12 protein-coding genes are annotated in these 13,915 nt (G+C 59.3%); 6 read left to right on the top strand and 6 right to left on the bottom strand.

Going from position 1 to position 13,915, the window contains the following annotated elements; translation table 11 throughout:
- From ACF8AM_RS16760 to ACF8AM_RS16780, 5 genes are all read left to right on the top strand, one after another.
- Window positions 1-218 (top strand): helix-turn-helix domain-containing protein (locus tag ACF8AM_RS16760; RefSeq protein WP_392556739.1); only part of this gene is annotated, 218 nt, incomplete at its 5' end.
- A 236-nt stretch (window positions 219-454) separates the two neighbouring features.
- Window positions 455-1,264, top strand: coding sequence for an alpha/beta hydrolase (locus ACF8AM_RS16765; protein ID WP_392556740.1), 810 nt, complete (start codon window positions 455-457; stop codon window positions 1,262-1,264).
- The gene (locus ACF8AM_RS16770; protein ID WP_392556741.1) at window positions 1,261-3,828 is read left to right on the top strand and encodes a BatA domain-containing protein; all 2,568 of its coding nucleotides are present in this window, start codon (window positions 1,261-1,263) and stop codon (window positions 3,826-3,828) included. The genes ACF8AM_RS16765 and ACF8AM_RS16770 overlap by 4 nt, the downstream gene beginning before the upstream one ends.
- Window positions 3,825-6,176: a VWA domain-containing protein gene (locus ACF8AM_RS16775; RefSeq protein ID WP_392556742.1), complete on the top strand. Its 2,352-nt coding sequence runs from the start codon at window positions 3,825-3,827 to the stop codon at window positions 6,174-6,176. The genes ACF8AM_RS16770 and ACF8AM_RS16775 overlap by 4 nt, the downstream gene beginning before the upstream one ends.
- Window positions 6,177-6,254: 78 nt before the next feature.
- Window positions 6,255-7,415 carry an iron-containing alcohol dehydrogenase gene (locus ACF8AM_RS16780; RefSeq protein WP_392556743.1) on the top strand — a complete coding sequence of 387 codons (1,161 nt, stop codon included), beginning with the start codon at window positions 6,255-6,257 and terminating at the stop codon, window positions 7,413-7,415.
- 203 nt (window positions 7,416-7,618) lie between these two features.
- Here ACF8AM_RS16780 and ACF8AM_RS16785 read toward each other — a convergent pair whose 3' ends face one another.
- Genes ACF8AM_RS16785 through ACF8AM_RS16810 form a run of 6 tightly spaced genes read right to left on the bottom strand, consistent with a single transcriptional unit; the run spans window position 7,619 to window position 12,360 of the window.
- A complete protein-coding gene (locus ACF8AM_RS16785) occupies window positions 7,619-9,247 on the bottom strand; it encodes a DUF1598 domain-containing protein (protein ID WP_392556744.1) in 1,629 nt (542 codons plus the stop codon).
- A gap of 40 nt (window positions 9,248-9,287) precedes the next feature.
- Window positions 9,288-9,413 (bottom strand): DUF1589 domain-containing protein, encoded by a 126-nt coding sequence (locus ACF8AM_RS16790; protein ID WP_392556745.1) that lies wholly within the window; start codon window positions 9,411-9,413, stop codon window positions 9,288-9,290.
- On the bottom strand, window positions 9,364-9,477 hold the full coding sequence (locus tag ACF8AM_RS16795; protein WP_392556746.1) for a DUF1589 domain-containing protein: 114 nt from the start codon (window positions 9,475-9,477) through the stop codon (window positions 9,364-9,366). Before ACF8AM_RS16795 ends, ACF8AM_RS16790 begins: the two co-directional genes overlap by 50 nt.
- Window positions 9,478-10,608, bottom strand: coding sequence for an ATP-binding protein (locus tag ACF8AM_RS16800; protein WP_392556747.1), 1,131 nt, complete (start codon window positions 10,606-10,608; stop codon window positions 9,478-9,480).
- Between the two features lie 3 nt (window positions 10,609-10,611).
- Window positions 10,612-11,085 (bottom strand): ribose 5-phosphate isomerase B, encoded by a 474-nt coding sequence (gene rpiB, locus ACF8AM_RS16805; protein WP_392556748.1) that lies wholly within the window; start codon window positions 11,083-11,085, stop codon window positions 10,612-10,614.
- Between the two features lie 3 nt (window positions 11,086-11,088).
- Window positions 11,089-12,360 carry a Sua5/YciO/YrdC/YwlC family protein gene (locus ACF8AM_RS16810; RefSeq protein WP_392556749.1) on the bottom strand — a complete coding sequence of 424 codons (1,272 nt, stop codon included), beginning with the start codon at window positions 12,358-12,360 and terminating at the stop codon, window positions 11,089-11,091.
- A gap of 90 nt (window positions 12,361-12,450) precedes the next feature.
- Here ACF8AM_RS16810 and ACF8AM_RS16815 point away from each other — a divergent pair, with 90 nt between their 5' ends.
- Entirely contained in the window at window positions 12,451-13,449 is a 999-nt protein-coding gene (locus ACF8AM_RS16815) for an NHL repeat-containing protein (RefSeq protein WP_392556750.1), read from the top strand.
- Window positions 13,450-13,915: the final 466 nt, after the last annotated feature.

The following is a 13,915-nucleotide window of genomic DNA, read 5'->3' on the forward strand; positions in this document are numbered from 1 at the left end:
CACCTTCCGCCACGCGTGCGGTTGCCGCCACACCATCGATGGACAATGAGGACGGCAATTTGAACTCGGCCACGCGGGAGTTTCAGATCCAGCACATCGAGCGTTTGATCGCTTCGTGCGGTGGGAACATGACGGAAGCGGCCGGCAAGCTGGGGCTGCATCGATCCAACCTGTATCGCAAGATGCGTCAACTCGGGATGCCAACGTCCGGATCGTGAGCGTGAACGAGCTGGATCGGTGATGGGCCGGATCAATGATGGCCCGGATCAATGATGGGCCCGATCGGTGATGGAAGAGACGACGTCGAGCCATTGTCCCAATTGTTCTTGGTTGCGAGTGGATGGCGGAGTGTTTCGAGACACTCATTCCGCGACGACTCGGGGGAACAATTGGGGCAATGGCTCGATCGAGTCTGGGCTGACTCAACCACGGTTCACGCACTATCTTGGGAGGCATGAACACTCCCAAACAATCTTTTCACGCGTCTGAATTCGGTGAGCTCGCGTGCACCGTGGTCGATGGCTCGGACCAGCCTTGGTTGCCCGTCATTCTGTGTCACGGCTATGGAGCCCCCGGCGATGACTTGGTCGGTTTGACCGATTACCTGATCAGCAAGCTAGGCGATGCCTCGAAAGCGGTGCGGTTCGTGTATCCCGTCGCACCAGGTGACTTGGCGGATCAAGGCATGCCAGGTGGTCGAGCTTGGTGGCCGCTGAACATGGCCTCGCTTCAGCAGCTTTTGCAGACGTCCCAGTTTGACCAATTGCACGACCAAACGCCTCCCGGAATCGATTCCGCGAGTGACCAGTTGGTGTCAACGGTTCAGGCGGTTTTAAGCAGCATGCCGGCCGATCCCCCGACTGGATCCAACGAGCAGCAGGCTGGCGCGGCCGAGTCATCACATCCGTATGTCTTGGGCGGGTTTTCGCAAGGGGCGATGGTGAGCATGAACGCCGCGTTGACCGGCGACATTCCTCCGCCGAATGTGTTGGTTCAGTTTTCCGGCACGTTGGTGTGTGGGCCGCAGTGGCGTGAGGCGGCTTCGAAATCAGGAGCCGGCCGATTGAAAGCGACACGAGTGCTGCAGTCACACGGAACGTTGGATCAAATCCTGCCGTTTTCGAGTGCCGCGACATTGGCGGACACCTTGCACGAAGAAGCCGAGGAGTGGGACTTCCGAGCGTTCCAGGGACCGCACACGATCGAGGCCGGTACACTGGATGCATTGGCCGAATGGATTCTTGAATTGACGGATCGCAAGTGACGTTTTTTAACGCAACGTTGATTCTGGGGACGCTGGCGGCGGTGGTGCCGATTGCACTGCACCTGTTGGCTCGCCGTGAGCCGCAACGCGTTGTGTTCCCCGGGGTTCAATTTCTGCGTCCCAAGCTGAGTTCACAACGCAGTCGGTTGCGAATCCGGCGTTGGTGGTTGCTGGCACTTCGAGTGTTAGCAGTCATCGCACTGGCGGTCGCGTTGGCTCGTCCGCATATCGATTCGGCCCTTTCGTCGACGTGGTGGACGGTCGGTTTGATGGGACTGACCGGGGTTGGTTTTTTGGTTCTGGCCAGCGTCGCGGTGGTGCGTGGAATGGGGCGGTCGTTGGCCATTGGCGTGGCGGTGGCTGGCTTGGTCGCGTTGCTCGCGTCGTTGTTTCTAGGTACACGAACGTGGGCGACGTCCGGTGAATTGTCCGCCGGCAATTCTCAACCGGTGGCGATCGCGTTGTTGATCGACAATGGGCCGTCGTCGATGCGTTTGCTGGCGAATTCAAACCGAACGAGCACCAGTCGGTTGGAACAGGCTGTCCGCGAAGCCGCAGCGGTGATCGAGCGTTTGCCTGAGGGAAGCCGTTTGGCTGTGCTGGACCGTTCCGCGACACCGATTGGGTTTGCTCTGGATGCCGCCTCGGCGCGATTGCGTTTGGCTCAGATGAAACCGCTGGCCAATCCATTGCCGGTGCAAGAACGCATGGACGCGGCGATTGAACTGTTGCGAAGTAGCGATTTGCCGGGCAAGCAATTGGTGGTGGTTTCGGATTGGAACGCGGCGTCGTGGAAGCCATCTGCGCAAACGCCCGCCATGCAACCGGATGACGTTGCGATCTCCATGTTGCAGGTCGATGCGAGTGAGAATGGAGATGCCGAGGCATTGGCGAAGTCTTCGATCAATCGGTTTCTGTCGATTCCGAAGTTGGTGGATGCGGCGCCGGCACCTGGTGTTTCGATTCCCATTTCGGTGTCGGTTGGGTTGGACTCCTCGGCGAGTGAGGATCCATCTTTCAACGTGACCGTGCAGTTGAGTTTGTACGAACGCGATCCCTCGTTGCCAGTGATTCGCGATGGTGAGTTGGTGTTGCCAAGGCTTCGCGGCGTGGACCGAGCTTCTGTGAGCGTTGGCAGTCGTTCTCAAGCGGATGTGGTGTTGACGTTGCCGCCCCTGAACTTAGGGACGCATCATGCGGTGATTGAGTTGGTGGGTGACGATGCGTTTGCTTGGGATGATCGACGTTTTCTGACGATCAATGTTCCGGTGCCACCGCGAGTCTTGTTGGTGGGCGAAGACGCTGATGAACGCAGGTTGCTGGGCAGTGCCCTGACGGCGCCCAAGGCACCCGACGATGATGGAGCGGGGTTCCGGGTTGCTGGGGTGGCTTACTCGGATTTGTCGGCGGTGGATTGGCAGTTGATCGATGCCGTGGCGATGATCGACCCTCCGATTCAAGTCGACGCCGCGTCCCAAGCGATCGTCTCGGGAGGCGGATTGAGCAAGGGTTCTGTCGATCAATTGATCGAATTGTCGCGTCGTGGTGGCGGCGTGGTGATGATGCTGGGGCCTTCCACGGAAGTCTTGGGCGTCGCGAAGACGGGTGCGCGGGAGTCGGTCGAGGATGCGATGGGGCGATTGCTTCCTCGGTTGGTGCGATCCTGGCGGGTGCCTTCGCCCGGCACGTTTTGGGAAGAGCGTTTGCCTTCGCATCCGATTCTGCGGCCACTGACGTTGTTGGACGATCAGCCGCCGTGGAGTGCATTTCCGGTGAATCGTTATTGGCAAACGGAGCCCAACGCGGAGGCCGGTTGGCAAACGCTGATTCAGTACGCGGGGACTCCGCATCCGGCTATCGTGGCACGCACAATCGAATCGGAAGAACCTCTTGGGAACTCGGGTCGCGTGGCGGTGTTGACCACGCCTCTGCCCGCTTTGACCGCGGCCACTCGATCATGGAATCAATTGTTTAGCGCCGCGGATGCTTGGCCTGCCTTTGTCACTTGGCGCGGGTTGATGCAGTGGGCAACAGGAGTTTCCGATCAAGCCACCACGGTGTTGGTCGGTGCGACCGCGGTGGTGCCAGAAAGTGACGCTGCGAACCAGACCAACGGTCGTGTGACGTCCGCGGAAGAAAACGCGGTTGGAACGGGTGAACCAAGCGTGCGTCTGTACCCGCCGATGGCGGAGACAAGTGAATTGGATGGCGAGCTCGCCATTCGCGAAGTCGATGTGGCCGAGCGTGGGGGCGTGTTCCCCGAGACGAACGAAGTTGGAACAACGTTCTTGCGGGGCCCGGATTACTGGGGCGGCTATTCAACGAACTTGGATCCGGTTTGGTCGCAAGACGAACGGGTGACGGAGTCCGAGATGGACCAGCGATTCGGGGCCGAGCAGTGGATGCCATCGGATTCGGGGGAGCGTTTGTCAATCCAAGGCCGTGTGGGCGGTTCGCCTCCGGTGTCGCTGCATGGTCCGATGATGTTGTTGGCCGTGGTGGTGTTTCTTGCCGAGCAGTTGCTGAGCAATCGCTTCTATCGCACATCGGGAGCGGCTGCGTGAGTTGGAGTTTGGACCCGATTTATGATTCGCTGCCCATCGCGTTGCTGTTGGTGGGTTTGATCGTGACCATGTTGTTCACGATCCTGCCTCCAGGAGTGAGCGGGCGTCGTCGGCAGAGTTTGTTGTTGCTGCGAGGTTTGGCATCGGTTGCTTTGGCATTGGTGTTGCTTCGGCCGGCGCTTGTTCGATCGGACAATCGTCCCGCGGCAGCGACTTTGGCCATTGCGATGGATACATCTGCCAGCATGGGTTTGCCATCCGATGGATCGGAGAATCGGTGGGCGCAGCAGCGAAGAACGCTCGAGCGTTTGGCTGCCGGATTGTCAGGTTCCGATCAAGCCTTGCAGGTCGTTGTGATGGGGTTTGATGCTTCGGCGAACGTCATCGGCGAGAGTGGCACGAGTGAGTTCGAAACGCTGGTGAGCCGTGTTGATGAGGTTCAGCACGCTGGGAAGGCGACCGATTTGTCATCGCCGTTGCTGATGGCCATGAATCGAGGCCGAAACAGCCCGTTGACCGGAGTCGCGGTTTTCAGCGACGGAACACAAATCACCCATCGAACGGAAAGTGGCGACTCGGAGCAATCCGATCCACGTCGCGAGGCTCGCTTGGTGGGCGCGATGGGCGTTCCGATTTGGACCATTCCCTTGGGGCCTCCCGCCGAGGCATCGCGCCAGATCGATTTGGCAATTGAGTCGTTGCCCGAAACATTTCGGATGTTCACAGGCAATGAATCCAGCGTGTCGTTTGATGTTCGTACACGAGGCATCGTGCAGTCGCCTGCAAAAGTTTCGTTGCAGTGGATTGATTCCGCAGGTCAAACCGCGATCGCGGCGACTCGCACGGTCACGCCCGAGTCGATGGAGCAAACCATTGCGATGGATGTGCCGGTGTTGGCTCCTCAACCAGGCCAATATCGATTGGTGGCCAGTGTCGAGACTCGATCGGGCGAGACGATCACGGACAACAATTCGCAGGTCGCGTTTGTCGATGTGCGAGAAGGTGGCGGACGTGTGTTGTATGTCGAAGGGACGCCACGATTGGAACAAAAAGATCTTCGCTGGGCGCTGGGGCGATTCCTCGATTTGGAACTGACGTATCGATGGATCCCGCGTGACACCATCGGTTCCTGGCCGATCGATTTGGCGGATGACTTCAGCCGAGGTCGTTACGACGTGGTGATTTTGGGCGATTTGCACGCGGCTGCACTGGGGGATGATCAGTTGCAAGAACTGGCCGACTCGGTTGGCGAGGGTACCGCGTTGATCATGCTGGGTGGTGAGCACACTTATTCACGGGGCGGCTACGCGACCACTCCGCTGGCAAATGTCTTGCCGGTGCAATTGGATGATCGAAAACGCCAACCGCCTGGACCTCTGAACACGGCGTCTCAGGTTCCCAGTGAAGCGGGCCCGATGCGGCAACCGGTGAGTTTGCAACCTGCCACACCGCACCCGATCACGACGATCCAAGCGAGCAATCAAGCCGGGCCGATCGGTTGGTCGGACTTGCCGCCGATGCCGGGAGCGAATCGTTGGCCTTCGGTTCGAGTGGCGCCGGGCGTCCAGGTATTGTTGGCGACACCACGTGACGAACCGATGATGGTCGTGGGGGAATATGGGCGTGGGCGTGTGGCGACACTGGCGTTTGATTCGACTTGGACCTGGCGACGAGCGGGGCTGGGTGATTTTCATCGACGGTTTTGGCGGCAGTTGATTTTGTGGTCGCTGGCTCGGGAGGATACCTCGCAACAAACCATTCAGTTGGAATTGTCGCCGCGCCGGTTTGTGGCCACGGAAACCCCTTCGTTCACTGCGACGATGCGAGGCGATCTGTCTTCGTTGCCCGCCGCGGGATCACTGCAAGCGGAAGTGATTTTGGATTCGGGGGAATCGATCGTGGTGCCGATGTCGAGCACCACGTCGACGAACGAATCTTCGATTTCGCTCACCGGGCAGTTGCCGACGATGCCAGCCGGTTTTCACCGTCTGCGTGTGTCCACGGGTGGACAAGTGGCTTCGCCCGAATCGGGGGACGCGGTCGAGCCGGCGGAAGTCGCATTTCAGGTGCTCGACGACACGCGAGAATTGACGGCGACGGCGACCGATCATTCCTTGTTGCGTCAGATTGCTTCGGCGACTTCGGGATCGGGCGGGCGAGTTTTTCAGCCCGAACAGATCGACGATTTGGTCGAATTGATTCAATCACGTCGGACGGAGTCCACCCGAACGGTGATCGAAAAGTTCCGATTGGGTGACGGACCGGTGAGTGGTTGGCTCATTTTCCTATTGTTTGCCGGGGCATTGTCGGTCGAGTGGTTCCTGCGCCGTCAATGGGGTTTGGCATGAGCGACGGATGCGTTCAACTGATGGTCCTCCCCCACCTGATCTCCCACCTCGATTGCCGCCCTTTTTTTGGACACCCGCATGCAACCGTTTGATCTTCATCCACGAACGCGAATCGTGTTTGGGCCGAACGTTTCGAATCAGATCAATGAACTGGCACGTTCGCTCGGCGGGGTGCTGAGTTCCGGGCGTCCTCGAGTCTTGGTCGTTTGCGATCCAGGAATCGTGGACGCGGGGCATTTCGATCGCATCACCGGTTTGCTGCGTGACAACAACTGGGAAGTCCACGCGTTTCATGAATTCGCTGAGAACCCAACTTCGGCGATGGTGGACGCGGGGGTGAGCGTTGCAGCGGACTTTCAGCCGGATCTGCTGATTGGGCTTGGCGGCGGCAGCAGCATGGACTGCGCCAAAGGGATTAACTTTGTGTACAGTTGCGGTGGTCGCATTCACGACTACCACGGTGTCGGCAAAGCGACGTCAGAGATGCTGCCGATGATTGCCATTCCGACGACAGCGGGGACCGGTAGCGAAACTCAAAGCTTTGCGTTGATCAGCGATGCGGAAACGCACGTGAAGATGGCGTGCGGTGATCCCAAGGCAGCATGCCGAATCGCGTTGTTGGATCCAACGTTCACGTTGACCCAGCCCCGCGGAGTGACGGCGCTGACCGGCATCGATGCGATCTCGCATGCGGTTGAAACCTACGTCAGTAAGAAACGCAACGTGATGTCGACGACCTACAGTCGGCGTGCATTCGGATTGTTGGGCCGATCATTCGTCCGAGTGTTGCAGGTGCCCGATGACTTGGAAGCTCGCGCGGACATGCAGCTCGGTGCGTGTTTGGCTGGGATGGCGATCGAAACATCAATGTTGGGCGCGGCGCACGCCACGGCCAATCCTTTGACTGCTCGGCATGACATCGTGCACGGTCAAGCGGTGGGTCTGATGTTGCCCGCGGTGGTTCGGTTCAACGGGACCGTTCACGCGGATTGGTACGCTGAGTTGCTGCGTGAACTCGAGCCCGATGCGGCCGTGCCCGAAGCACCGGTGCGATTGGCTGAATTGATCGAAGAGTGGATGCGAGAAGCGGATCTCGCGACGACGCTCGATGATCTGTCCATTCCAACATCGGACATTGGATTGTTCGTCGAAGATGCGTTGAAGCAGTGGACGGGAACGTTCAACCCCATCGAGCTCGACGAAGACTCCACGAGAGCGCTGTATCGCGAAGTGGTTTGAGCGGTGCTTGATCGACGAAAGGCATCAAATGGTTTGATCGCTTTCGCGGTGTTGCAAAATGAGGATCCGCTCTGCTCTGGACGCCTCGCTTTTTTCCAAAGCAACGGCGGGGGAGCCCCGTGATAAACAGGCCGACGACGGACTTTGTCACCACAGATGGCAACGTGATCCTAGTCCTGATGGGAACGGGACGTCTCGGTCAATCATTCCGCGTTCCACCACCAGCGATCGCTGGGGCGGGCGTCGACGAGTTCGCCGTAGTTGGCCAAGCTTGGACGCGGCAGCGTTTGACTTGGGAGCAAGTCCGACGGTGCGACGCGGACTCCGCCACTCGCCAGGATCAGTTGGTGCATTTTGTTTCGGTGGCGATATCGATGCAGGACTGCGATCGAGTCCACTTGGGTCGGCGTTGCCAATTGGGTGGACCTTCGGGAGGCGAAGTGCAACAGCGCTCGTTGCAACGTCGCGTGGTCGTTTTGAGGTGACACTGTTGTCGAGTTGGCTTGGCTGTTCTGCACCCACAATTGCCCCAAGGCGGTGGCTTGGTAAACCGACTCGAGTGCTCCGTAGAGCGGGTAACGTGACCGGATCGTCGACCACTGTTGGTTGAAGTGTTTGACGAACGCTTCCGTTGATGGATCCAAAACAACGTTGCCACGCTGGCCATTCAGCAACGCCAGTTCATTCTCGCCGCTGAGTCGCAAGGGCGTGCCGGTCAATTGCCAGAGGTTGGCGGAGTCGGCTCGTTCGTGCTGGACTTCCAAGGCTTGTCCGGTGAACCAAAGTCGAAGCAACAGATCGGCGGGCGGTGCGTTACCCGCGGTGGCTTGGATCGTTTGCAAGTAGTTGCGAACTCCCTCGGGCATGTCTTGGTCACCGAGGGCCAGTCGTTTCATGTGTCGATCCGCTTCGATGAGGAGCCAAGCAATCTCGTGGTCTGCCGAGGTGCCAAAGACGTGGATGTCTTGTCGCCCCAAGGCCTCGGCCAACGACTCCGCTGCCAGTCCCATTGGTACGTCGCCGGAAACGATCGATTGTCCGAGGGCAGTTGCTTTTTTCAGGCCGTCTCGTGTGGGATCGATTGTGCAACCAAACGGTTGTTGGTGAAGTGCTGCGGACAATCCAATGGCCAGCGAAGCCAGGTTCATGGGTGGAAGGCCTGTGCGACGGTCAACCTGCCAGCCGTCGACTTGCTCGAATCCGCCGACGGTGCCGGCCAAGACGATGTCGTCATCGGTCAACAGAACAAGCGAAACCTTGGACAATCCACCGGCATGTCCTAGTGCATCGTTGTTCGAGTTCCGTTCCGAGGAAGCGGACAGGGGCAGCTTCTCGGCAGCAAGTGCTTGCATCCATCTTCGAACCGACACACATCGGATCTTGGCCGGCGACGTCCAGTGTTCCGGGACCAATGTTGAAACGTCGTCGCGGGAGTTTGCCGCGTCCAACATCAATGCAGTTGCGTGCTTCTTCCATTCAACCGATTTTGATTCCGGTGCATTGTCGTTCTCGACTTCGCGAAGCAAGCCATCGGGGGCAACCACGATGCCAGCGGGATACGGAGCCATGGTTCCAACGCCACCGAGAGCTTCCCATGACTCCGGTTCGACCGTGGTTTGAATGAGCTGCATCAATTGGCTGAAGTCAGCCAGCGATTGACCACCGCCTGCGCCCGGGGGTGCATTGTTCCCTGCGGGAAGGGCGGCATCGGGGCCGAAGCCTCCGGGGACGAGTGGTCCACTGTTGTCTTGGGCCAGTGAGCCGGGGGAGCCAACGAAGGCGATCCAGGCGAGCAGCAAAACACTGGCGAGAAGTTTTTTCCAAGCGGACATCGTGACACCCCGAGAAGACGGCGAAGAGAAGGCGGTGCTTCTAGGGTAACGGTTGGCACGTCAGCAGGACAGCAAAACTTGGTGAGCTTTGCGGTCTCGGTGTGGCTGGTCGGGCGTCAGGGAGTCTTGCGGGAGTGGCTGGACGGCTCGCTTTGTTCCAAAGCATCGGTTGGGGGCCAGGTGATAACCTGGCCTACGAATACGACAGAAACGAAGCCTAGACGGACCAACTAGCCGATGGCTCCTCGGTCGCCGGTGGTGGCGAGGGTCAGGTCTGCAGCGTAGCAATCGACCAAGGTACCGAGGTTGGCGCTGCGGTCGATTTCTCGGAAGCTTCGCAGGGTGCGGTCAAGACGCCGGTGGGTGCCAGGATCGTATTCACCCGAGTTCGCATCGGCTCGCAATTGCCGGCGATAGTATTGAACGGCGATCGAGAACACATCGCGAAGAGCGGCACGTCGTTTGGGCACGTCTTTGCTGATTGAGTCGAGGTGCCCATTGATCAAACGAGCGATCGCGACGGGGTCGGGAACTGGAGCGGCGAGATGATTCCAAAGGGCTTCGCGAATTTGTTCGCCGCCGCCGCGAGCGAGTCGTGCGGCCACGTGCATGTCGCCGGCCGACAATTCAATCGCGGCGTCCAGGGCATCGTCGGAAATGGGCGGCAGAGGTTCGTCTTCGTGTTGCGATTGGTAGTGGTCGAGTTGTTTCCGAAGCAGGTTTCGGCCGGCTTCACCGACGGGGGTTTGGAAGCGAAGGATTTGGCAGCGCGAACGAATGGTGGGAAGTTGTCTTTGTTCGCTGCTGCCGATCAGGATGATCAGAGCGTTCGCGGGCGGTTCCTCGAGCGTTTTCAACAGGCAGTTGGCGCCTTCTTCGTTGAGGAAGTCCGCGTCGTGCAGGATCGCGATTTTGCGTTGAGCCTGCATGGGTCTCAGGTGCACGTCGTGGCAAAAGCCTTCTTGCAAACGCGCGTCGACGGGGCCGATCAGCAGTTCCAGCGGGATCAGCGTTTTGTCATCGGGTTTGCGGACTTGGATGAAATCCGGATGTGTGCCCACTCGGACTTGAACGCAGGAAGGGCATTCGCAGCAAGGCGCCATGTCACGCGCGGCACTGCGTTCGCAGAGCAGTGTTTGCGCCAACAGAATTGCGGCGGATGTCTTGCCGACGCCACTGGGGCCGACGAACAGCAGGCTTCCGCCCAAGCGTCCCTGTCGGATGGCTGCGCTCAGTCCAGCCACCAGGCTATCGTGGCCGATCAGTTCGCCCCACGAGTTCAGCGGCGGCGCATCGAGTGCGATCGCTCGCGTGGTTTTCGCGGCTTTGGGGGAAGACCCAGAGGCTTTCTTCGCGGCCACGAACTAGACGCCGCGTTTGATGTCAGACGAGTCACTGCTGTCGATCGCAGTGATTTTATCGACGCGTTGAGAATGGCGTCCGCATTCGAAGTCCGTGCGAAGCCACATCAGGACCAACTCATCGATGGGACGTTCCCCGATCAAGTCGCCAGGCAAGCACAGGACGTTGACATCGTTGTGTCGCCGCGACATTTCCACGATGACTTCGTCGTAGCAGGACGCTGCACGGACGCCATGAAATTTATTCGCGACGATCGCCATTCCGATCCCCGTGCCGCAGATCAGGATGCCCCGATCCAACTTTCCATCGCGAATCTGCTCGGCAACGCGGATGGCGAAGTCGGGGTAGTCGACGGGGTCGGTGGAATCGGTGCCTTCATCGCAGACTTCAAACCCTTCTCTCGCGAGGGTTTGAAGCAAACGTGCTTTGATGTGCACGCCGCGATGGTCGCTGGCTAGGCCTACTTTGAGTGTCATTCCTTACTCCGAACCTGCATGCTGCTGCCTCGGTTCGTCATCTGGACCATCGTCGGGGCCATCGGACGGGAAAAAATCGGGAGGCAGTTCACTGAGCCAACCTTCCAGTTCGCTTACGATCTGATCGGCACATTGTTCATACACTTCCACCGACATCCCGACCGGGTCGCTGACATCGCCTCCGTCTCGCCGAAGCGTGGAAACTCGATCGGCTCGGTCTGGCCAAGCCGCCACGATCGCGTCTCGGTGGCGACGGGTCATCGTCAGAACCAAATCCGCCATCGACATCAATGATTCTTCGAGCGGTTGGCTGGCGTGACCCGTCAGGTCCAAACCGCGTCGGCCCATGACTTCGACGGCTTGGGGAGCCGCTCCGCTGCCGTGTCCTGCAGCGACGCCAGCGGAAACCACGCGTGCGACATCTTCGCGACCAAATTTACGCCGCAAGGCTTCGCGCAGCAGCGTTTCGGCCATGGGGCTGCGGCAGGTGTTGCCGGTGCACACAAGTGCGATGACTGGTTTGACAAATTGATTCATGGCAGCTTGTTGGATCACTCCTGTTCGCTGGACGTGCCAGTGATTGCCCGACACGCGGACCACCGTTCCTTCATCACCATAACGACTGATGCCGTCATCGAGCAGCAGTGGCAAGGTTTCGCCCGTTCCTGCTGTCAGAGCCGCTTGTAGTTTATCGGCGGTGGTGGGCGGTGAGGCGTCCGGCAAACCAATTTCGCCCCAAACCAAGGGGGCGGAAAGATAACGATGAATGTGGCTGAGCAAACGATGCTCAGAGACTCGAAATGCGACGGGGCCGCCCGCTGGGGTGGATGGTTGTCCAGCAGCCGCTCGCAGCGTTTTGGCAACCGTTTCGGGCAAGCAGCTCATCGCGGAAATCGAGTCGTCGCAATCCGCAATCAACGTCAGCGGTCCGGGGAAACAACGTTCCGACAATCGACGGGCCAGCATGGTCATTGGCATCAGAAAGTCGCCGACCGCCTCGCTGCTGCGGACGCAGAGGGCAATTGAGCCCGCATCGGCCGGAGGAACTGCCAAGTCAATGTCAGCCGGACTGGAGGCATCGGGATCGGGCCGCCAGCCGCGACAGGTCCCTGTCCACTGGGCCAATCGGCGGACAGCAGCCGGGCACAGTGAGCTGGCGACCAGCCCATAGACCGTTTCGCTGGGGACTCCGATGACCTGGCCTTCGACCAGCGCTTGCACGCTGCGGTGAACTATGTCTCGCGGGTCATCGGTCGTTTGCAGGTCGTATATCATGGGCACTACTCCCTATGCTAGCGATTCGAGCCCATCGATGGCAGCCTGCATGCAAGTTCGCAGGCGTCACGCTCCCCCCAGGAAGCCCGCATGCACCCTTCATCACGAATCGCTCCCACTGACGCCAAACGGATCGATCGTCGACAGGCAGGTCAGCGAATGCTGGTGGGAGCAACCGGTCTGTTCGGGCTGATGGGCTTGAACGGATGCGTTGCTTCCGCCTTGGGCGGGACTCCCGAGTTGGTGTGGGGCCGACGTGGGATGTCCGACGGGCGGTTTTTGAAGCCGCGGGCGATGGCGATCGACCCCGACGACCAACTCTACATCGTCGACACGACCGGTCGGATCCAAGTTTTCGACGCCGATGGGCAACATTTGCGAACCTGGAAGACACCTGAAACGGCCAATGGTCGTCCCACCGGAATGGTTTTTGACGGCGATCGAGACCGTTTGTTGGTCGCCGACACGCATTACTACCGGATGCTGGCATTTTCTCCGGAAGGCGAATTTTTGCCCGACGATTTGATCGGTGGCACCGCGGGAGACGGCCCCGGCGAATTCGCGTTTGTGACCGACATCGCAGTCGATCGCGACGGATGCCGATACATCGGTGAATACGGTGCCTCCGACCGGATCCAGCGATTTGATCCCGACGGAATGTTCATGGCTCAGTGGGGCGGGACGGGCCGCGAAGTCCAACATTTTGTACGCCCGCAAAGCCTGGTCGTCGATGGAAACACCCTGTGGATCGCGGACGCATGCAATCACCGGGTGCAGCGCTATGACATCTCCACCACGCAGCCAAAATGGATTGGGGCCTGGGGAAAAGAAGGCAAGCAACCCGGGCAGTTTTATTATCCCTACGGCATCGCCGTGGACGCGGATGGATCGGTGTTGGTTTGTGAATACGGCAACCAGCGGATCCAGCGCCTGACCCCGGACGGCGATCCGATTTCATCGTGGGGCGCTCCTGGGCACGACCCTGGACAACTGTATCAACCCTGGGGTTTGGTGGTTGATTCCAAACGCCGGGTTCATGTGTTGGATAGCAACAACCACCGCGTTCAACGATTCACCCTGCCGGGTTAGATTGCGAGCGACGCATCCTGCCCTGCCCCGGAATTCTCGTTGAACGCTCGCTTTCCGACCCCTCCCATTTCGGCTTGTCAACTCAGTCGTCAGCGTCGTTTCAACGCGTGGGATGGGCACTCTTGCTCGTCCGAGTCGGCCAAGACCACCCATCACAACCCGAAGCGTGAGCGAGGGACCCACTGGCTCGTTGCAATGACAGGCAATCCCTCGCTAACGCTTTTTGAAGTTGCGCTTTTGCGTGAGGCATTGGTTTTTTCATAACCCGACGCGTCAGCGAGGCGAAGTCAACATCGTTTGTCCCTCGCTAACGCTTCGGGTTAGGATTCAATCAATAGGCCGGTGAGCGAGGGACCCACTGGCTCGTTGCAATGACAGGCGATCCCTCGCTAACGCTTTTTGAAGTTGCGCTATTGCGTGAGGCCTTGGTTTTTTCATAACCCGACGCGTCAGCAGATCGGAAGAG

Source organism: Rhodopirellula sp. JB055, assembly GCF_043100905.1.
Taxonomy (GTDB): Bacteria; Planctomycetota; Planctomycetia; order Pirellulales; family Pirellulaceae; genus Rhodopirellula.

Coding starts and splice junctions, on each gene's coding strand:
- ACF8AM_RS16815 (WP_392556750.1), top strand. CDS start 12,451: ATGCACCCTTCATCACGAATCGCTCCCACTGACGCCAAACGGATCGAT.
- ACF8AM_RS16790 (WP_392556745.1), bottom strand. CDS start 9,413: ATGCTTTGGAACAAAGCGAGCCGTCCAGCCACTCCCGCAAGACTCCCT.
- rpiB (WP_392556748.1), bottom strand. CDS start 11,085: ATGACACTCAAAGTAGGCCTAGCCAGCGACCATCGCGGCGTGCACATC.
- ACF8AM_RS16765 (WP_392556740.1), top strand. CDS start 455: ATGAACACTCCCAAACAATCTTTTCACGCGTCTGAATTCGGTGAGCTC.
- ACF8AM_RS16810 (WP_392556749.1), bottom strand. CDS start 12,360: ATGATATACGACCTGCAAACGACCGATGACCCGCGAGACATAGTTCAC.
- ACF8AM_RS16785 (WP_392556744.1), bottom strand. CDS start 9,247: ATGTCCGCTTGGAAAAAACTTCTCGCCAGTGTTTTGCTGCTCGCCTGG.
- ACF8AM_RS16780 (WP_392556743.1), top strand. CDS start 6,255: ATGCAACCGTTTGATCTTCATCCACGAACGCGAATCGTGTTTGGGCCG.